Consider the following 21,485-nt stretch of genomic DNA (forward strand, 5'->3'; position numbering starts at 1 on the left):
AAACAACAAAATAAAAAAAAAGATGGATTATAAATCCATCTTTTAAAATTACGGGAAGGTGAGACGTTTATTGGGCTTGCCAAATCCGTTGGCATTCCGCACTGCCATTAGCGGCAATCGGTTTTTCAAACAGCCATTGTAATGGCGCCACGACAGGGCTGGTTGTAAACCGTATCGATGTTTCAAAGATGGCAGAGAGCGGTATTTCAAGATTAAACTTCTCAAACGTACCATGCACTTCTACAGGGGTTTGAAGGCTAAATATCTGTGCTCTTTTAGATCGTGGTGATAAATACAAGTTAAAGTCACGTTTCTTATAACTGGCATCAAATGCGCCATGTACTTGAATGCGTGAGGTATCAAGTAATAAATCACGTTGTTTCATATTACCGTTATGGACATTAAATCCGCCAGCAACACAGTTAAGCACTGAGTTATCTTTAGTGGTAAAGGTGGGTAATACGGCATCGGCTAAACTCACCGCCCACAGATCAATAAGATTAGCTTGATAAGCCTTGGGCCATGCAGCGAAACCAATAAAGCCATTAGCATTATTCATTAGGCTTTCTGGTGTATTAGCAACACTGCTTAAATCAAATTTGGCACTGATTTTACCGTGCATATTTGTGGTTGGATCAAGCCGACGGGCGATGATACCATAATCAAAATTCTTCACTAGTCCATTGAGTTTTATGGCAAATTTATCACCTTTAGGTGCCACGGAACCATTAATGTTGATATCACCACCGGGTAATTGAATGTGTAACGGTTTTAACGTTAATAGACCATTATGTAAGGTCCAATCTAATTTACCTGCGCCTAGCCAATCTTTACCTGAACGTACATTGCCGACACTGAGTTTAAAATCAGCATTAAATAAATTTAGCCCTTGCGGGCTAATCATATTCACAGGCTGATCTTTCGCGGTTGGTTTATTGGTTTTTTTGTTTGCTGGTAACCATGCTTGCCAGTTTTTGAGCTTGAAATCGTTGATCTGAATAAACGGTGCATCAAGCACTAATTTAATATTAGGGCGATGACGACTATCACCTTTAAGTGGAGGTAAAAAATCACCGTGGCCTTTAAGTGTACTGCTACCGACCTTGATAAACATGTCACGCAGATGGTAACCGATATTATCCATTGATAATGATGCGGCGACTTTTACTGGCCCATAAGGGGGGAGTTTTATGCCTGTAAAGTCATCAAAGCGGTTTAAGTTAGGGGCTGTTGCCTCAAAGGTTAAATTGAGTTTTTTAGGATTAATCGGTAATACAACCTGCGAGTGAGCATTGAATTTGATGTCTCCAACATTGGCATTCAATGTGACTGGAATTGACTTACGGCCATCATTGGCTTGCTTTAATGATACTGAATCAAGCGTGATTGCGACGGGTTTATTGGCCGCTTGTCCATCAAGGGTAAGGTGAGTCGCCGTATTAGGACCGGTAATAAAGTGGCCTTGTTTTAATGCTATATTAAATGCTTTACCAGTGTAGCTATCAGAGAGCTTTAATTTACCACCATTGAGTTGAGCATCTATCTTTGCCTGTTCCATTAATTCTAACAACGTCCGACCTGATAATGACACTGCAAGTTTGGCACTATCTAAGCTCATTCCAAGATTATTGACGACATTAAATTGTTGTAAAATACGACCAATATTGGGTTTATTTACCGCTAAATGTAGCTGTGAATTAATGGTTTGATTATTAATATCAAAAGCAATATCACCGTTATAAACACTGCCCGCATAACGCGCACTAAACGGTGAGGCGCTTAGTTTACCGTTACGAATTTGCCCTTTAAATGCCATATCATCAACTTGTTGTTGTGCCCACAGCATTTTGTTAACGTGCAAATTCACATCAGCATCAGCAATGACAATTTTATTGCTGAGAATGGGGACATCAAGATTAACGCCCTGAGTTGGTACCGTTTGTTCTACTTTAGGTAAGCTAGTTTTATTAATAAATTGGCTTAATTGAGTAAAATCGAGCGTATTAAAGTGACTATTTAATTTTAAAAAGGGCTGATCATGCAGTGTTTGCCACTGTAAATTTAATTTACCCTGACTGTTAAGTAGCGTGATATCAGGAATATTAAGATCAAGCGATTGACCGTTATTGGTTAGCTTACCTTTGAAATTAAGTTTACCGTGCATAGTCTCACGAGTACCGAGCCATGGACTTAGCTTTCCAACGTCATTGCTGTGAACATCAACATCGAACCAACTGCCTTGCTGCCAGTTAGTGTTGACTAACTTACCTTGAGCTTTTACATCTAAAACTGGACTTGAAAAATGCAGTGAGGGTGTCCAAGTGCGGTGATTGATAATATCGGCTAATGTTCCAGCTTTGGCCGTTATCTTAACCGGAATATCCATAATTTTACCGTTAATATTTGAGCTGAACGGCTGTGACATTCCTGAATATAATTGTGCTTTATCAATGGCAAATGACGCTTTAGCCCCCCAATTAACATTGGCATGGTTGATAGTAAGCCCTAACTGACTGTTATCTAGCCATTGTTGTAATTTGGTCCCTTCCGTTGTCAGTTGCAACTGGGCATTTTTAAGGTGGCCAGTTGCATTGGGTAATCCTGAAATCCAACCTGCCATTTCGCCTAATGGTGAATCCTTAGCACCTAACGTAACGTTAACTTTGGACATCCATTGTGTTGCATCTATACGAGCGTTTCCTTTAAAGGCAACATTCGCAATATTGGCAGCCATTGGTGCCGATAGCTTTCCGTTTTCACCATCAATATTAAGTGAAATCGCGTTAACTGGCGTGCCAAGGCCTTTGATTTTACCTATAGTTAAACCGAAGTGAGTACGTGTTTTAACTAACCATTGATCTAATGCTTTTTGAAGTGGTGATTGTTGTGGTGCTGCAGCATACATGGTCGCGCGCATCATTTGTGGTTGCGGTTGTAACCATGGACGAAGATCAATAATGGGAATGTCTAACTTGCCATTAATAATGTTTAGTTGTTGAGCATTTTGTGCAAAACGAACATCAACATGACCCTCTGCTGAAGTGATAGGGCTACGCACTTTAATATTATCAAAGGCTATACCTTTATTAGACGCACTTAGTTCAGTGGTTATCGATAACGGAGCAACATGCTTTAAATCGAGATCTAAGAGGTTAGATATCTGGTTAGTATTTTTCCATTGTAAACTGATATTAGCCGTGGAATCATCACCACTACTAAATGGGGTTATGTTGGCATCGATATCGATTTCAGCGCCAGCAAAACTGCCTTTTGCAAATAATTGTCCGCGTTGATTATTAATCAGTTTTTGTAAATCCCCCGTCAACGAGAGATTATATTCACTGCCAATAGCATTACCTTTAGCGACCAATAACCATTTGTCAGGTTTTGTTAGTGCAAGGTGATCAAGGTAGCCACTGTAATATGCTCCTTCCACTTGATCTTCATAGTTAATATGAATTTTGTCAGCGTTAATATTGTTACTTAATATTAGTTTAAATGCTGATGATTGAGTCGTTTTTGGTGATGCTGAAGGCTGATTAAACAACCAATTTTCATTGCCTTGCTGGTCTCGAAGTAAGTTTAATGAGATATCTTTAAGGTTTATGTAGTCAATTTTGAGTGTATTTTGTAATAACGGCAGCACTGAAATTTTAGCGGCAATATCACCGGATTTTAGCATCGGTTGCCATGGCATTGATTTAAGGTTAGCAATGGTAACATCACTTAATTCTATTTCAGGACTAAATGACAGCGTGACAGCCATATTTCCTTTGATATTCGTTTTTCTATCAAGGGTCTTGGTTAGCCATTGATTAATTTCATTTCGGTGTGAGCTAAGGTCAAGTTTAACGCCATAGGCTAATACGCCAGATACGGTGATGATGGGCGTTAATAATGCGATCATTGCCCATAAGGCCACTTTTTTTATGGTCTTTTTTTTATGGGTAACTGGGGTTGTTTTGGGGATTTCTTGAGTCATTTCTTATTCAGTTTCTATCCGTAGTCATGAAGATAAATCCAGCTGTGATTATTTGTAAAAATGGGTTTTTACTTTATTTTTGTTATCGCTGGAGCGTTATTAATGAAAACCATTATACAGTGTGACATTTAGCAATGTCTGTGGTTCCATTCTTTTTTCGTATTTTCATGGTTATAAATGCATAACTTTCGCGTTTTTAATAAAAAAATAGCGTGGTGCTGATTTTAACGATAGTTAATGATTATTGGGTGGCGTGTTTTTAAGCGATTGTTGCGCGAGAGCCATAAATAATAGATCGGTTAAGGTTTGTTGTGCAGCCTGAAGTGCTATTGAATAATTGTATTTTTGAGTATGGCTACACATTGATGTCTCTGCCGCTAAGGTATTTAGTGTAAATTGTGTTAGCTGTCGCAATGTGCTGGAATCATGGGAAGTTAAGGTAACTAATGGTACACCTTTCGTTGTTGCCTGATGTGCAGCTTTAATGATCTCTGGTTGGTGGATCTCTTCACCAATGATACACAGCATATCACTTGGCTGTAGTGTGCGAGTAATGATGATCTGAAGTGAGGGCTCTTGTTCTGTAATTACCGCCATGCCTAGTGTCAGTAATTTAGTACTAAAATCTTTTGCGATCCCTGCGGCATCACCTAAACCGATTAATTGAATACGCTGCGCTTGTGTAAAGAGTGCCGTGATATATTGAAATGAGGCTTCATCGATGGCATTTGTTGTGTCGATGATGGCATCTGTTTTTTGGTGTGCTAATTTTTGCGCGAGCGTAATAAAGGTATCATTATAGCTAATTTGGTTTGGCAATTGCTGCGGATCACTGCCAATGGCGTGTTGGCGATCTAATTCTGCGATCATTGCCATTTTGAAAGCAGGGAACCCTTTAAAGCCTAATTTTTGGGTGAATTTAACGATGCTTGATTGGCCAACATTAGCTTGCTGTGCGAGTTGCTGCGATGACAAAGTTACCACTGATTTTGGATGCTGCAATATTAAAGCGGCAATCTTTTGAGCGCTAGGTGATAATTGTGATTTGATGTTGGCTATATTAGCAAGAATCGTCATAAGTTTAATTGGTATCGAGGTGGTGCTGTTAGCATAATCGATAGCGGTAAAGAAAAGTATGATGATTTTGTATTTATCTGCGGCCATTGATTGGCAAATTAGCCATTGTTTGATCGTAAAATTATTATTTAATAGCGACATGAATACGTTATGCTATCACTAATGCTATTGATTTTAGAGAGTTACCATGCAAATTGATTTAACGACACTTGTCACGGAAAGCCGCAATAATGCCAGTGAAGCGATAGATACCTTATCGACGCTAGAGATGCTAAAAGTTATCAATAATGAAGATAAAAAAGTCGCCTTAGCTGTTGAGCAAACATTACCTGCGATTGCACAAGCCGTGGATGCTATCGCTACCGCATTTTCACTTGGTGGACGGTTAATTTATATTGGTGCAGGCACGTCTGGCCGCTTAGGTATTCTTGATGCAAGTGAGTGTCCACCTACTTATGGTAGTGCGCCAGAGCAAGTGGTGGGTTTAATTGCTGGTGGTTACCCTGCAATATTAAAAGCAGTTGAAAACGCGGAAGATAACGTTGAAATGGGCGCTGATGATTTAAAAACCATCCATTTTTCAGCCCAAGATATACTCGTTGGCATTGCAGCAAGTGGACGTACGCCGTATGTATTAGGAGCCATGGCGTATGCGCGTTCTGTGGGAGCGACAGTCGCTTGTGTAAGTTGTAATCCTCAAAGTCCAATGACGGCAGCAGCTGATATTGTGATCACACCAGTTGTAGGGGCGGAGGTTGTAACGGGATCTTCGCGTATGAAAGCAGGTACTGCGCAAAAGCTAGTGCTTAATATGCTGACAACAGGCGCTATGATTCGTATTGGCAAAATTTATGGCAATTTGATGGTGGATGTTGAAGCGACCAATGCCAAACTGGTTGAACGCCAAAAACAGATTGTGATGCAAGCAACGGATTGTGATCGTGAGCAAGCCGAAGCAGCCTTAGATGCATGTGCTGGTCACTGTAAAACAGCGATTGTGATGATTTTAACGAGGGTTGATAGCGGTACTGCTACAGCACTTTTACAGCAAAATAAAGGCTATATTCGCCCTGCAATTGCTGAACGTAGCTAAGTTTACACATGATGCAGTGTCGATTTAAGATGTGATAAACACACACTGAGCATTGTGTGTGTTTAACTTTGACTATGACAATTGTTCTGATATTTGTTGTTTTTGTTCTGTTGTCGGCAGTGGTGATGTGGGTGTAGTATTAACTGATTGTTCGTTCGGACTATCGTTAAATCGGCATAAACGCAGTGAAATCATCAGTGTCGATGCCGATATAATAAATAGCACTAATAGGATGATCATATTTTATCCATGAATATTTACATCAATAGGTGTGCCTACACAGTATACATAGACGCCTGCTTTATTGTTATCGTTATGTCATATTCTTTCCATTACATTGCTTCAAACTCTTTTTGAAAATTGAGTACTTTTTCTAAGTATCGGCGAGCTTCTGCTTTCGGGTGTTTGTTGGTTAAAGCCCAGTAAACTTGATTCGGTTGTAACTGGTTAAGATCTGTCATCGCTTGTTTTCTATCGGTGTCAAAGGTTGCGAGTACGCCACCAGTACCACCGTTATAAGCAGAAATCATGGTGTAGTGTTTAGTCGTTGGATGCTGGACTTCTTTTAAGTAACGATTTTTTAAAATGTAAAAATACGCTGTTCCAGTATCTATATTATTGGCCGGATCAAATAAGTATTCTTTAGTTGGAATCCCTGGTTTATTTTTTACCAGATTAAATACATCAGCTCCTGCTGTTTTAGGAATAACCTGCATTAATCCATAAGCCCCAGCATGACTAACGGCATAAGGATTAAAGCTACTTTCTGTCTTCACAATGGCATAAATAAGATCTTCATCAATATCGTAACGTTTAGCGGCTTGACGAATAAGATCAGCATATTGATATTCTCGTTGCTCAAGATGATCCGCTACCATGTCAATTTCAACATAATACGCCGTACCATATTTGATTTTTTTTGTTTTCAATTTATTTGCTATTAAGTAGTCAGCATATTGGCCTGCACGCCAAGGCCATTGAATATTTTGATTTTGGTGATCTTTCACTTGGCCTAATAAAAAAGGTTTACCGTTAAGTGGAATAGATTTATCGCTAAAAAGATCAACCTGCGATGGATCCGCTGGCATTAATAATGTTTCTTCAATGGCTTTTTTAAGCGTGTGCTGTGGTGCATGCTGACTTACTGTAGATACATAGATTTTGCCAGTATCAAAATCAATATGTGCTCGAGTGCGATATCCATCAAAGTATTTTACATAGCGGTGTTTACCTGCCTGTAAATAGTCATCGTCACCCCATTGTTTTTTAACTTGGCTTTCAAGGTAACTAAGTAATGCTTGGCGTTGAGATTCAGTGAGTGCGCCAATGTTATTATTATTGTTGTTACTATTAGCATTATTATTTTCAATATTCGTTGATGGCGCACAATTATAAATACAATCAGGCGTAGGTGATGTTGAACATGATGTGGTTAATAAACACGTAATGATTGTAAGCCAAGCCTTTTTCATTATTATCCCTAATTATTATAAATAATAGATCTTCCTTCCAAATATCAACGCTATTTTGTGGTAAGCACACCAAAAATATCATTAATTATAAGATGTTAGTTTACCTAAGCTATTTTTTTGATGGGCGTTAATTTTTTATGGTTACGATAAAAGTATTAAATTAATAGCATCAGTATCTTTTGATAACTATCGTCTATTGAATTGATAGAGAACTAATATTGTCTTTAATTCTTTTAGTGCTATAAATTAACCCTAACGGATAAGCGAGCCACTTATATCAGTGATAAATTTAATTTATTAGATTTTAAATTTAACCACAAAAATAACGTTACTATATTATTTGATTAGGCTATGTTTATACACAATATGATGTTTAGTGATTATCAATAATCATACGAAAAATTAGGATAATAATAATGTCAAAGTGCCCATTCAATCATACACAAACGGTTAATCCTTCAATTAATCCAGGCAATGGTACCTCTCCAAGCGATTGGTGGCCAAATCAACTTAAATTAGGTTTACTTCACCAACATAATGTCAAATCAAACCCAATGGGCGATGATTTCGATTATGCAGCAGCATTTAAAACATTAAACCTAGAAGCAGTTAAACAAGATCTTCGTGATTTAATGACTGATTCTCAAGATTGGTGGCCTGCTGACTTTGGTCACTATGGTCCTTTCTTTGTTCGTATGGCTTGGCACAGTGCTGGTACTTACCGTACTTCTGATGGCCGTGGCGGTGCAAGTACTGGTAACCAACGTTTTGCGCCACTAAACAGCTGGCCTGATAACGTTAACCTTGATAAAGCTCGTCGTCTAATTTGGCCTATCAAGCAAAAATACGGCAATAAAATCTCTTGGGCTGACTTAATTATCCTAACGGGTAACGTTGCTCTAGAATCAATGGGCTTTGAAACAATCGGTTTTGCCGGTGGTCGTGTTGATATCTGGGAACCTGAGCTAGACGTTTATTGGGGTAAAGAGAAAACATGGTTAGCTGATGATACTCGTTACGATAAAGATGACGCAGTACGTGAACTAGAAAATCCGTTAGCAGCTGTTCAAATGGGTCTTATCTATGTAAACCCAGAAGGTCCAGATGGCAATCCTGATCCACTACTTGCAGCTGATGATATTCGTCAAACATTTGCTCGTATGGCAATGGATGATGAAGAAACTGTTGCATTGATCGCTGGTGGTCACTCATTTGGTAAGACGCACGGTGCTGGTGATGCAGCGCAAGTTGGTGCAGAACCTGAAGCAGCTGGTATCGAGCAACAAGGTTTCGGTTGGGCATCAAGCTACGGTAGTGGTAATGCTGCTGATACTATCTCAAGTGGCCTTGAAGTTACTTGGACAACAACGCCAGCAGAATGGAACCATACTGGTTTCTTCCATAGCTTATTCAGCCATGAGTGGGAACTAGAGAAGAGCCCAGCAGGCGCACATCAATGGATCGCTAAAGATGGCCGTGATGAGTACCCAGATGCATTCGGTGAAGGTATGCACAAAGGTACAATGCTAACAACAGATATCTCACTACGTGTTGATCCTGTTTATGCTGAAATCTCTCGTCGTTTCTATGAGCACCCAGAACAATTCGCAGCAGCATTTGCTCGCGCTTGGTTCAAGCTGACTCACCGTGATATGGGTCCTCGTGCTCGTTACTTGGGTTCTGAAATTCCAACACAAGAGTTCATCTGGCAAGATCTGATTCCTGCAGTTGAATATGATGTTGTTAATGATGCAGACATCGCAGCATTAAAAACTGAAATCGAAGAATCTGGCTTATCTGTACACGAGTTAGTATCTACAGCATGGGCATCAGCATCTACATTCCGTGGTTCTGATATGCGTGGTGGTGCTAACGGTGCACGTGTTCGTTTAGCGCCTCAAAAAGATTGGGAAGTGAACGAGCCAGCTCAGCTTGATAAAGTATTAACTGTACTTGAAAGCATTAAGGCAAACTTTGCAAAAGAAGTGTCTCTAGCTGACTTAATCGTACTTGCTGGTGGTGTTGGTATTGAAATGGCTGCTAGAAAAGCAGGTAATGATGTATCTGTACCGTTTACACCTGGTCGTGCTGACGCAACACAAGCACAAACTGATGTAGATTCTTTCTCTGTTCTTGAGCCTATCGCTGATGGCTTCCGTAACTTTGAAAAAGCAAAATACACAGTTGCAATGGAAGAATTGCTACTTGACCGTGCACAGTTACTAACTCTAACTGCGCCTGAAATGACAGTACTAATCGGTGGTATGCGTGTTCTTGATACCAACTACCAACGTAGTGAGTTCGGTGTGTTCACTGACCGTAAAGAAACATTAACTAATGATTTCTTTATTAACTTACTAGATATGGCAACAGTATGGAAACCAACCTCTGTTGACCAAGATATCTTCGCAGGTACTGATCGTAAGACTGGCGAGCAGAAGTGGATGGCAACACGTGTTGACTTAGTATTTGGTTCTAACTCTCAACTACGTGCAATCGCTGAAGTATATGCTTGTGCTGATGCTGAAGATAAGTTCACTAATGACTTTATCAATGCATGGGTTAAAGTAATGAACGCTGACCGTTTTGACCTTAAAAAATAAGGTTACAACTCGGTAGTATCACTACTTGATAATATTTAATGAGAGGCGCTGATTATCAGCGCCTCTTTTTTTATGCCTGCTATTTCGTCATTGCTTAACTTTTCCCGTCATTTTTCTACAATGACGACAAAACTTTCTCCAACATTTCTTGCTTACAATGAATGTGAACCATCCACCGTCATTCCCTATTGAGCAAAACAAACCAAAACGGAACAAAACAACAAAACAAAGGACAGCCATATCCTTGCACATAAACCATGAGTAACTACACTTAAGTTTCAAGTTGCTTATGGTAAAACAAATGACAATTTCGAGACGTAAATTGATAGAGCCTCAAATCACGCCTTTTTATCATGTGATTAACCGTTGTGTACGGCGTGCATATTTGTGTGGCGACGATCCGTATAACGGCAAAAGCTATCACCACCGTCGTGGTTGGATAGTAAATAAAATCAAACAATTAGCAGCTGTGTTTTGTATAGATGTTTGTGCTTATGCGGTGATGAGTAACCATTATCATTTGGTGTTAAAAATAGATACTGAGCAACAACAAAAGTTAACCCAAGAAGCGGTAATATCGCGTTGGTTACAGTTATTTAATGGTCATCCTATTGCGGTCGATTTTTTAAAAGAAGGGCAAATAGGCGCAGATAAACAACAAGCATTATCAAATTTAGTAGTTGAATGGCAACAACGATTAGGCAGTATTAGCTGGTTTATGCGCTGCCTTAATGAAGAAATAGCCCGTAAAGCTAATAAAGAAGATCAATGCAAAGGGGCGTTTTGGGAAGGACGGTTTAAATCTCAAGCATTACTAGATGAACAATCATTATTATCTTGCATGATGTATGTTGATTTAAATCCTATTAGAGCAGGTGTTACACCATCACTTGAACAGTCTGATTTTACTTCAATTCAGCAGCGAATCCATGAATATAAGCAACTGAAAGCCTCTGCTAAACGATCACCATCAAATAAAGGCCACTTTCAATTGTTACCCTTTGTTGGTGCTGAACATCAAGCAAAAATAGCAGGGATTAATTTTGCTTTTATTGATTATCTCGAACTTATTGGTTGGACTGGTCGCTGTATTCGTAATGATAAAAAAGGTTTTATTGCGTCTAGCCAACTAAAGATTTTGCAACAATTGGGAATAACGCCTGATGCTTGGCTTGAGCATAGTGAACAATTTATGGAACATTATGCCAATGTAAGCGGCAAATGGTCCCGAATGTGTGCATTTAAACAACATGCAGGTGGGCATTGGTGCAAAGGGAAATCAGCGAGTCACCAGTTGCACCCTAAATAGATATAGTTTCTTATAATCAGATAAAAATACTGCAATAACCGTCGGATTGTGGGTTTTGTTGATTCTGAAATATGGAAATAGCATTGATTTAATAAAGAATGTAAATAATAAGCCGCAATTTTTATAGTAAAAGAGTTTGTTGCCGGTGGAATAGTTTGTTTTTTATGGGCTCTATTTTATAAAAAATAGTTGGCTGTCCAAAGTTGCTGTCTGCTCTATGAAAAAGGGGGATATGTTTCAATCCCCTAAAGATTACGCTTGAGTTTCTTGTTCTAAGTAGGCAATGCACATTTCTTGTGCTTGTGTATTTCGTTCTACTTGTTCATATTCTCTAAGCTCTAAATAAAGTTCAATACATTTATTGGTAGCAATAATTAATGATTCTTTTTCTGGCTTTGCTACCGTAAGCTCTAATTTTTTACTAAATTCAGGTAAACGAGTTTCAATTTTTCTTACACCAGATGGAGTAAGTCCTGCCTGCTGTAATGCTAATGGTGATAAGACGACATTTCTGAGAAACGATAAAAAATCTAGAGCTTCAAAATATTCACCTCTAGCAATTTTAGTTGCAGCATAATGAACCCAAATCCAAAAACGATCTTCAACCCATTGTGGCTCTGGGGATGGGTATTGATGTTTTTTTGTTTTAAATGTATCAGTTAGAAGCTGAGCTTTTTCCCATAAAATCTTAGTATCATCAACACGAGTTGCAGCGTCAGGTAAAGATACAAACTTATAGTCGACATGTATTGCATGTGGTGCATAAAGGGCGATAATTAGTCGGGGCTCACCAACATGCTCGCCAGTAAACGCTGCTATTTTGCCTTCGATACTGTTAATGATATTAAATCGTTCAGTCATAATATCGTCAAAATTTGCTGGGTCTACAGCAATAACTAAATCTAAATCACTGTATTTATCCATAGTGTTAGAAGCATATGATCCACTAGCACCAATTCCAAGTATCCGCGGATCCTTTTTTAAAGCTGTAATAATTTTGTTTAGAAGTTGTTTATGAGTCTCTGGGAGCGTTTTTGGATAGTTCATATTTTGCCTTTTACCTAAGTAGATACTAAAACTACAGTTCAGTAGTTAGTGCGGTAAAATTAACGCAGCATTATAATATTGCTAAAAAAAAGTTCATATACAACTAAAATTTAGCGCATAGATAAAAATAGGTATAACTCAGCCGACACCTATCCGATCTAATACCACTATCCTTACTATTTACGTTTTATCTGAGGTAAGAAATACCCGTCATTTTCTACAGTGAATACCCACGAAGGTGATAGGGAATCTACCATTAACACGTTGTATTAGTAAAAATCGGTATTGAAGATGTAAATTTTATGATTATTATTGAGTAAATTTTTAATATAATAATAGGCTTCTTTTAGGTTAATATTATGATTAATAGTCAAAAATTAAAAACTTTAACATTTGCAACAACTAGACTTGAGGTTGTAAATATTGATTTTTATTCGATGTCAGAATTAATGAAATCAACCTTATTATCAGAGATTATTAGTTTACTCTCTGCTTCGGTTGTCGAATCGTTACCACCTTATTTTCATGAAATTAATACTACATCAGAAGCCGAAACTTGGCTTATGAGAATGTTATCAGAAAGTCATTTATGCTCAGTTAAACATAAAGGTTGTGATTCGATTATTGGCTTTGTTTTCCTTTCTAAATCAGATGCTGCTACCGCCCATTTAGGTTATTTATTAGCTGAACCTCATTGGCATCAAGGTTATGGTAGCGAATTACTGACTGGTTTACTTCAACGCTGCCGTCATAACCAATGGGCTGAAAAACTAATTGGTGGTGTAGATATGAAAAATGAGGCTTCGAAAAAGTTACTTCAAAAAGTGGTTTTTGTTGCGTTGGAAGAGAATAATCAAAACATTATTTTTTATGAATATAATTTATGTGGACAACCTCATCCTTGAGGTTGTTCTTATTTTATAGCGCGCGAATCTTAATGATTTCATCGCTAGAAATTCCCAGTGACTCTAGGAACTTCTGGTGCTCTAGTGGCTCTAGTGCTTCAAATTTTTGATGCCATTTAATCATATCGGCTTCAGTGAATCCTGCTGCAACCATTATTTCTACCCAACGATCTTTATTCACAATATTTTCCTCTAATAAACTCGGTTCTTGAAGCAACATCACAACAGCTTTTTGTTGTGCGCGTAGGTTTTGAATTTCTTTCTCTAATTCATTGAAATGATCTTTCAATATCTGAGTTTGAGATTCTGCGTTTCGATTTAACAATGTACGAATACTTGCGATAGACAGACCATACGAGCGATAAGAGGTAATTGTTTTTAAGCGTTGAACTTCTTTGTCGCCATACCAGCGGTAGCCATTCTCAGAACGGTAAGCGGGCATCAAAAGCGCTTCTTTTTCGTAATACAAAATAGTAGTACGAGAAACGCCGAACTGTTTTGCGATATGAGTGATCGTAAGCATATATTCCCCATTATTTGAGCGAAGCTACATCTTGAACCCTAGCCTTATAGACGGGTCAATAACTTAATTATTCTTAAGTCCTAACCTGTTAGCAAGTCGATGTAAATTACTGCAATCAACTCGTAGTGCTGATGCTGATTTTGACCAATTACCTTGCTGTTGTGCCAGTGTTTTCTTGATGTATTGATATTGAAAACCCTCTGTAGCTTCACGAAGCGATAAATACGTTTTATCTTCTTCAATTTTTTTTTCAATTGGCGTGCTGGTTAAAGGTTGAGTTATTTTGTTATTTATTAATATATTCTTAGTATGTATACAGATATTTTTATTCTTTTGTTCAAACTTAGCCACTAATGCCGCTCTATATAAGATGTTTTCTAATTCTCGTACATTGCCGGGCCAGCTGTAGCTTTCTAATAAATGAATGCACTGAGGCGTCAAATATAATTTATAAAGAACTAATTCATGCTTAATTTTTTCTAAAATATATTCGGCGATCGGTAAAATATCAGTCATTCTTTCGCGTAATGCTGGCACTATTATTGGGTAAACATTTAGGCGGTGATAGAGATCTTCTCTAAAAGTATGGTTATCAATTGCTTTGATTAAATCAACATTAGTTGCTGCAATAATACGGACATCGACATGGGAGACGGTATCAGCACCTATGCGTTGAATATCGCCATATTGTAATACACGTAATAGTTTGGCTTGTAATCTTAGTGATAAATCACCTATTTCATCTAAAAATAAAGTTCCCTGATTAGCGAGTTCAAACTTTCCAATTCTGTTATTTATTGCGCCAGTAAATGCCCCTTTAATATGCCCAAAAAGTTCACTTTCTGCGATATTTTCAGGTAAGGCTGCACAATTGAGATATACCATATTAGATAAAAAGCGATTTGATTTTTGATGGATAGACTCTGCAACTAATTCTTTGCCAACGCCTGTTTCGCCTTGAATTAATACATTTAATTCACTGTGAGAGACTATTTCTATATCTTGTTTTAGCTTTTGTGCAGCAGCAGAAAAGCCTATCAACTCTCTTGTTTTTTTATTAACCGTATGATTATTAATAACAATATTAGACATACCTAGGTTACGATTCCTAATTCATTTATAACATGTATTTATAATGTCATTATAACCATGCCAGTGTCATTAGTACTATGAGCTGCTTGGTCTTTATGACAGTTTATTGATATAAATTGCTTTTAAATCATAATGTTAATTTTTGGCATAGCTTATGCCTACAAGTGGTTACTTTGATTTTAGAGGGCACCATTTTGAGCAGATTAAAAGCCAGCGTAATTATATTATTCGCTATTTGTTTTATCTCTTTTGCTATTTTATTAAGTTTAGGAAGCGAAATATATCAAGAAGCGCCTCCTATTCCAGTAAAGGTCGTAACAACTTCAGGTAAGGTTATTTTCACTAAAAAAGATATAGAGCAGGGTGAATTGGTATGGCGTTCTATGGGGGGGCATGAATTAGGATCTGTCTGGGGGCATGGCTCATATGTAGCTCCCGATTGGACTGCAGATTGGCTTCATCGTGAGAATCAAGCATGGCTTAACCTCTTAGCGAAACAACAGTTTGGACAATTGTATGCGACGTTAGCGAATTCTAAGCAAGCTTTTTTACAGCAGCAAATAAGAGACGAGATTAGGACGAATAGCTTTAATCCAACAACAAAAGTGATCACCGTATCGAACGATCGCGGGCTGGCTATTGATGAAGTTATTGCTCATAACATCAAACTTTTTGGTAATGATAAAAGTTTACATAAGCTTCGCCAAGATTATGCAATGAAAAATGACACTATTCCATCGCGTGAACATCGTGAAGAACTCAATGCTTTTTTATTCTGGGGAGCTTGGGCAGCGGTAACAAATCGCCCTAATGAAAACTACAGTTATACTAATAATTGGCCGTATGATCCTAGTATAGGCAATGTACCCACTTCTGAGAATATCGTATGGTCAGTGTTAAGTCTTGTTGTGCTTTTAATGGGTATTGGCGGTCTTGCGTGGTATCAAGCAGCGCTACGTCATGAGCCACTTCCTGCTATTCCATCGCAAGATCCATTAATTAATATCAAGCCAACACCGTCTCAAAAGGCTGTTGGCAAATACTTTATTACGGCAATTGCATTATTTTTATTACAGATAGTATTAGGTGGAGTTACCGCGCATTATTCTGTTGAAGGCCAAGACTTTTATGGTATCCCGTTAGCTAAAATATTACCGTATTCTTTAACTCGAACGTGGCATACACAATTGGCTGTTTTTTGGATCGCAACAATATGGCTAGGCACTGGCCTTTATATTGCGACATCACTATCAAAACATGAGCCTAAATATCAGCGATTAGGTGTGAACGTGTTATGGGTTGTGTTGGTATTTATCGTTTTCGGTTCGATGGCTGGAGAATGGTTCGCTATTCAACAATACTTCAATTTAGATACCAGTTTCTTAATTGGTCATCAGGGGATGGAGTATATTGATCTTGGCCGTGTATGGCAGATATTGTTATTTATTGGCTTGTTAGTTTGGTTAGCGTTAGTCACCGCCGCTATTTATCCTAGTCTGGTTAAAAACAGCAATGATCGTCCGGTTATTTTAGTGCTCTATTCATCTTGTGTGGCAATTGGCTTATTTTATGGTGCAGGGCTATTACAAGGTAAGCATACTAATTTAGCCATGGCTGAGTATTGGCGTTGGTGGGTGGTTCACCTATGGGTTGAAGGATTCTTTGAGACCTTTGCTACATCTGTGATTGCACTTATGTTTGTACGTCTTGGTTTAGTTAGAGCGAAAACTGCAAATAGTGCTGTGGTCTTTACTACTATCATTTTCTTAACGGGTGGCTTATTAGGCACATTGCACCATCTTTATTTTGCAGGTACACCAACATCTATTGTTGCATGGGGTGCTATCTTCTCTGCTTTAGAGGTTGTGCCGTTAGCTCTGATCGGATTTGAAGCGGTTGAGAGTTACCGTTACTTAAAAACAACACCTTGGATACATAACTATCATTGGGCAATTATGTTTTTTGTTGCCACTGCGTTCTGGAATTTAGTGGGGGCAGGGATTTTAGGCTTTTTAATTAATCCGCCGATTTCACTTTATTATATTCAAGGTCTTAATACGACAGCAGCTCATGCGCATGGTTCTTTCATGGGGGTATATGGCATGCTTGGTATCGGCTTAATGCTTATTTGTTTACGTGGTATAAGTAGTAAGCGAAAACTGTGGAGTGAAAAACTTTTAAAATATGTATTCTGGACACTGAATTTAGGATTAGGCGCGATGTTGGTCTTTTCTTTGTTACCCGTCGGTATTGTGCAATTCTTTGCTGTTATTAATCATGGTTATTGGTATGCGCGTAGCCCTGAGGTAATACACAGTGAATTAGTTCAACATTTAGTATGGACTAGAATGCCTGGCGATCTTTTGTTTAGTCTAGGGGGTATTACATTAGCACTATTTTTAGTTAAGTTAATATTTCAAAAGAAAGTTGCCGATGAAAAATAAGACATTGATTTAAAGTGATATTTTAATGGTTATTTTCGAGAGGTATTATAATTTAATACCTCTTTTTTAAAGCCTGTTTATGATACGAATTTAAATGCTAGCAAGAATGGTTATATTCATATTTTATAATATTAAAGATATATTTTTATTTGTGATGATCAATAATTGTCGCTATTTTTTGCTTTAAAATAGGCAGGATAGTGGATTCAAATGCAGGATTTTTAGAAAGCCAAATATTATTTCTTGGGCTAGGATGAGGAATGACAAAAATGTTCTTATCACGGTTTTCTTGATTGAATACTTCGGTAGTAACTGCCATTTTCTTACCTAAATAATAATCTATCGCATATTTACCTAATAAAATAACCAGTTCAACATTATTTAATTTTGGTAATAAAACTGGATGCCATGTTGCTCTGCATTCTGGGCGAGGAGGCTTGTCACCTTTTCGCTTACCGTCCGCGATAACAACCCCCGGATAACAGAACCCGATAGGAATAATATTAAAGATATTTTTATTATAAAAATCGTCATTATTAACCCCTAACCATGAGCGTAATCTTTCTCCACTCATATCATCAAATAATGTGTTTTTAAAATGTGCTTTTTCTCCGGGGGCTTGCCCTAATATTAATATCTTAGCTTTATAACCAACTTGTAATAATGGGTTTGGCGGATAAGGCAATTTGCCTTTGCAAATTTCACATTGACGTATATTAATCAGGAGTTTATCGAGTTCCATGACTTAATCCTTTAACAAATAAATGACGATAGAACAATATCATAAGTTATTATGATAATTAAACGTATAAATTATTGTACTTAAGTTTCAAAAAACACTTTAATTATTTGTTAAGGTGGTAATTTTATATGTGTATAAACTAAAGAAAGATATAATACTTTTTTAGTTTAACTGATGCTTTTTTAATGTGTGCAACAAATGGAAAAAATATATTCGCTTATATCTAATGGTGATTTTTTATTAACAAAGTTAATATCCTGGCAGATAAAGGCATAATCACCATTATCAATATCAACACGGTTTAATGTGATCGCTTCAGCTAAGAATTCGGGTAATTTAGCATCAATTAAGCGTTTTTTATAATCGTTATCAGAATAAAGTGTATATTTGATTTGTTTATGACAATTAGTATTCATTAAATCTACTATATTTTGCATAGAATACGCAGCGGAGCCAGTAAAGCTATAGATTCTGCCTTGTAGGTTTGTATTTATAGCAATATTAGCTAAGCCTTTTGCAACATCTTGTCGAGAAATAAAACTTATTTTACCTGTATTTGAGTTATCAATAAAAACTTGATTGTCCAATGCATTGATTATTTCTGTTTTAATATTTTCCATATACCAACAACTACGTACAATAGTATGGCTTATACCTGATGCTTTTAAATAGCTCTCTGTATCAATATGTTGGCGTGTAAATGAAAATTTGGGATGAGGGTCAGTAACAGTAATAAAACTTAAATAGATAATATGTTTAATGTTTTCTTGTTTAGCCGCATCAATTAAATTTCGATGTTGTTGTATTCTATGTTCAGTTTCAGCGTTACCTGAAATAAAAATGATAGTATCAATATTTTTAAATGCGTTTCTCATTACGCTGAGATTATCATAATCAAGATGTTCTAGATTACAATGATGGCCATTGTATTGATTAATATTACGAACACCAGCAACAAACTCAGCTTTATTATTTAGCAATTCTTTGATGACTAATTGGCCAAGATGACCTGTTGCACCTGTAATTAAAATCATAAGTAGTTCTCCTTATTAAGTTTTTTATTCTCATATTTTAATGTATATATTCTATATAAATTAATGCCTACACAGATGAAGTTCATAGCAAATACAGGCCATGATTGTATGATTAAACCGTATATAGCGTATAAGCTACAGCCTAATAAGTTTACATATCTGAGTAATTTTATATTCTTCATTAATAACGATAATATAATGAATGCTGACGCTATATATCCTAAAAATGTAACTTCCATAAATAATCCTTTACATTACTTTTAGGTGGATGTTTTTATTAAATTAATAAGATGCATGTAATATGAACCTTTGCTATTTATTATGCAATGACGATTAAGCTAAAAGACTCTTGCATATAACGCAAAAGTGAACAGGTAAGCATATTTATTAATTTTATACACTTAGTGAACATTTTTAATATTAATTTATCGTCAATAGGTGTCACATACTAAGGTGGGTTTTATAAACAAAACCCATTACATTTGGTTACATTTGAGAGGTTTTCATTTACTGTATTTACTGCTCAAATACAGCTTCATTCTTTATTGAGGTATCAAAACACATATGGACGACCCCTCGAGTTGTTCTTTAATTCCTAACTCCTTTTCTATGGAGTTTGTTCAATGCTAGAGTTATTTCTTCAACCTGAAGCGTTAATGATCTTTGCGACCCTATTTGCACTTGAAGTGGTTTTAGGTGTCGATAATATCGTATTCATCTCTGTACTTTGTGAACGTTTACCTGTGCATCAACGTAAAATGGCCCGTAATCTTGGTATTGCATTAGCTGTTGCTGCGCGTATTGGTTTAGTGTTCTCTATTAGCTGGGTAATGTCGTTAACCCAACCATTAGTCAATGTGCTTAATTATGATTTTTCTGGACGTGATTTAATCATGATTGGTGGTGGTGCTTTCTTATTAGCGAAAAGCTTAAAAGAATTGTGGATGTGCTTTAGTCATGCTCACCAGCAACAAGCAAGTACAGTTAGAGCCGGTATAGCATTAGTGTTATTGCAGATTGTCGCGGTTGATGCGGTTTTCTCAATGGACTCTGTGATCACTGCAGTGGGTTTAACCAGTGAAGTTCCACTGATGGTTGCCGCTATTTTAGCGTCAGCAGTTATTATGGTGCTATGTGCTGAGAAAATTAACGATTATGTGATGCGCTATCCGGGATTAAAAACATTAGCACTGCTGTTCTTGGTTATGCTTGGCGGTATGTTAATGGCGGAAGGTTTTGCTATTCACTTGAACAAAGGATATGTGTATTTTGCGATGGCCTTTGGTTTAATTATCGAAACTTGTCATATTTTGCTTAAAAAACAGAATAAAAAAATAATTAAACGAATATATCCTCAGCCTTGTGGTTGGGCGGTAAAAGCCAAATAAGCCTCAAATAAAAACGCAGAGCTAGAAGCGCTGCGTTTTTTATTGGCTTTTTTATTTCTTTCTTCTAAACATTAACTAAAACGTTTACGTTCCACAAAGAAATGCAGTAGTGCCATACCGCCATGACCAATTAAATAAGCTTCAATTAGCCCTGTTAATGATTTATGTATTTCACGTGCTTCGTTGGCATAAGGAGAGTGGTTTAGCCATAACACTAGCCAAACTAATGCCGCCGTTTCAATTAAGATGAGTGCACCAATACCTAAGCCTTGAATAATATTACCTAAGCCTTTTTCACGTGGCTCAGGTAATTTCCCTTTCATGATCTGTTTTATATCATCTTTTAAAACAGCATTATCACCGAAAAGATACGGGAAAAATTGTCTAAATGATTGTTTAGTCAGCATGAAAATAATCATACCAATGGTAGCAAGCACAGTTAATGAGCCTAAAATAATGTGTAACCACAAGAAAATAGTATTAGACATGCCTACTTTTACAGCACCAGCATGCGTCATATGTACTAAATTACTGTTTAATATTTGAAGAATAATTAATCCAGCAAGCGTAGTATGTAGATGACGCAAACCAACGTTAGGAAAGTAGTGGGTAATATAACGCCAAAAAGAACGTAAAAGGGGCATAGCGTCTCCAAATAACAATATTGATAGTATGAATAATACAAACGGAATTTTTATAAATTTAGCATAAGCTGTAAAATTGTATACGTAATAAATTACTGTCATTACGAAAAATAATTATTCATTAATAATG

General features: G+C 37.1%; 16 protein-coding genes. 6 read left to right on the plus strand and 10 right to left on the minus strand.

The window, feature by feature from the left end; all coding sequences use genetic code 11:
* Positions 1-67: 67 nt before the first annotated feature.
* Complete coding sequence (locus VXS03_RS05225; protein ID WP_327762380.1) at positions 68-3,982, minus strand: AsmA family protein; 3,915 nt, start codon at positions 3,980-3,982, stop codon at positions 68-70.
* A gap of 234 nt (positions 3,983-4,216) precedes the next feature.
* Positions 4,217-5,200, minus strand: a complete 984-nt coding sequence (locus VXS03_RS05230; RefSeq protein WP_327762381.1) for a MurR/RpiR family transcriptional regulator — start codon at positions 5,198-5,200, stop codon at positions 4,217-4,219.
* Between the two features lie 46 nt (positions 5,201-5,246).
* On the opposite strand from VXS03_RS05230, the gene murQ reads away from it, so the two are divergent.
* Complete coding sequence (gene murQ, locus VXS03_RS05235; RefSeq protein ID WP_327762383.1) at positions 5,247-6,152, plus strand: N-acetylmuramic acid 6-phosphate etherase; 906 nt, start codon at positions 5,247-5,249, stop codon at positions 6,150-6,152.
* A gap of 72 nt (positions 6,153-6,224) precedes the next feature.
* On the opposite strand, the gene VXS03_RS05240 is transcribed toward murQ, so the two are convergent.
* Together VXS03_RS05240 and mltC are read right to left on the minus strand one after the other, a co-directional pair.
* A complete protein-coding gene (locus VXS03_RS05240) occupies positions 6,225-6,392 on the minus strand; it encodes a hypothetical protein (protein WP_327762385.1) in 168 nt (55 codons plus the stop codon).
* A 92-nt stretch (positions 6,393-6,484) separates the two neighbouring features.
* On the minus strand, positions 6,485-7,624 hold the full coding sequence (gene mltC, locus VXS03_RS05245; RefSeq protein ID WP_327762386.1) for a membrane-bound lytic murein transglycosylase MltC: 1,140 nt from the start codon (positions 7,622-7,624) through the stop codon (positions 6,485-6,487).
* 416 nt (positions 7,625-8,040) lie between these two features.
* Between mltC and katG the strand changes: the two genes are divergently transcribed.
* Positions 8,041-10,227 carry a catalase/peroxidase HPI gene (katG, locus tag VXS03_RS05250; RefSeq protein WP_327762387.1) on the plus strand — a complete coding sequence of 729 codons (2,187 nt, stop codon included), beginning with the start codon at positions 8,041-8,043 and terminating at the stop codon, positions 10,225-10,227.
* Between the two features lie 301 nt (positions 10,228-10,528).
* Positions 10,529-11,536 (plus strand): transposase, encoded by a 1,008-nt coding sequence (locus VXS03_RS05255; RefSeq protein WP_327762388.1) that lies wholly within the window; start codon positions 10,529-10,531, stop codon positions 11,534-11,536.
* A 252-nt stretch (positions 11,537-11,788) separates the two neighbouring features.
* Here the strand turns inward: VXS03_RS05255 and VXS03_RS05260 are convergent, their stop codons facing one another.
* A complete protein-coding gene (locus tag VXS03_RS05260) occupies positions 11,789-12,583 on the minus strand; it encodes a nucleotidyltransferase domain-containing protein (RefSeq protein ID WP_327762389.1) in 795 nt (264 codons plus the stop codon).
* Positions 12,584-12,942: 359 nt separating this feature from the next.
* Between VXS03_RS05260 and VXS03_RS05265 the strand changes: the two genes are divergently transcribed.
* Positions 12,943-13,488 carry a GNAT family N-acetyltransferase gene (locus VXS03_RS05265; protein WP_327762390.1) on the plus strand — a complete coding sequence of 182 codons (546 nt, stop codon included), beginning with the start codon at positions 12,943-12,945 and terminating at the stop codon, positions 13,486-13,488.
* 13 nt (positions 13,489-13,501) lie between these two features.
* Here the strand turns inward: VXS03_RS05265 and VXS03_RS05270 are convergent, their stop codons facing one another.
* The gene (locus tag VXS03_RS05270) at positions 13,502-14,011 is read right to left on the minus strand and encodes a MerR family transcriptional regulator (protein WP_327762391.1); all 510 of its coding nucleotides are present in this window, start codon (positions 14,009-14,011) and stop codon (positions 13,502-13,504) included.
* A 63-nt stretch (positions 14,012-14,074) separates the two neighbouring features.
* Positions 14,075-15,103, minus strand: a complete 1,029-nt coding sequence (locus VXS03_RS05275) for a sigma 54-interacting transcriptional regulator (RefSeq protein ID WP_327762392.1) — start codon at positions 15,101-15,103, stop codon at positions 14,075-14,077.
* Between the two features lie 194 nt (positions 15,104-15,297).
* Here VXS03_RS05275 and VXS03_RS05280 point away from each other — a divergent pair, with 194 nt between their 5' ends.
* Positions 15,298-17,547, plus strand: a complete 2,250-nt coding sequence (locus tag VXS03_RS05280; protein ID WP_327762393.1) for a nitric-oxide reductase large subunit — start codon at positions 15,298-15,300, stop codon at positions 17,545-17,547.
* A gap of 145 nt (positions 17,548-17,692) precedes the next feature.
* On the opposite strand, the gene VXS03_RS05285 is transcribed toward VXS03_RS05280, so the two are convergent.
* Together VXS03_RS05285 and VXS03_RS05290 are read right to left on the minus strand one after the other, a co-directional pair.
* On the minus strand, positions 17,693-18,289 hold the full coding sequence (locus VXS03_RS05285; RefSeq protein WP_327762394.1) for a uracil-DNA glycosylase family protein: 597 nt from the start codon (positions 18,287-18,289) through the stop codon (positions 17,693-17,695).
* Positions 18,290-18,471: 182 nt separating this feature from the next.
* A complete protein-coding gene (locus VXS03_RS05290) occupies positions 18,472-19,323 on the minus strand; it encodes an NAD(P)H-binding protein (protein WP_327762395.1) in 852 nt (283 codons plus the stop codon).
* A gap of 623 nt (positions 19,324-19,946) precedes the next feature.
* On the opposite strand from VXS03_RS05290, the gene VXS03_RS05295 reads away from it, so the two are divergent.
* Positions 19,947-20,711 (plus strand): TerC family protein, encoded by a 765-nt coding sequence (locus VXS03_RS05295; protein ID WP_045035459.1) that lies wholly within the window; start codon positions 19,947-19,949, stop codon positions 20,709-20,711.
* A gap of 71 nt (positions 20,712-20,782) precedes the next feature.
* Here the strand turns inward: VXS03_RS05295 and VXS03_RS05300 are convergent, their stop codons facing one another.
* Entirely contained in the window at positions 20,783-21,355 is a 573-nt protein-coding gene (locus VXS03_RS05300; RefSeq protein ID WP_107276074.1) for a cytochrome b/b6 domain-containing protein, read from the minus strand.
* Positions 21,356-21,485: the final 130 nt, after the last annotated feature.

Source organism: Photobacterium sp. S4TG1, from assembly GCF_036040035.1.
Lineage (GTDB): Bacteria > Pseudomonadota > Gammaproteobacteria > Enterobacterales > Vibrionaceae > Photobacterium.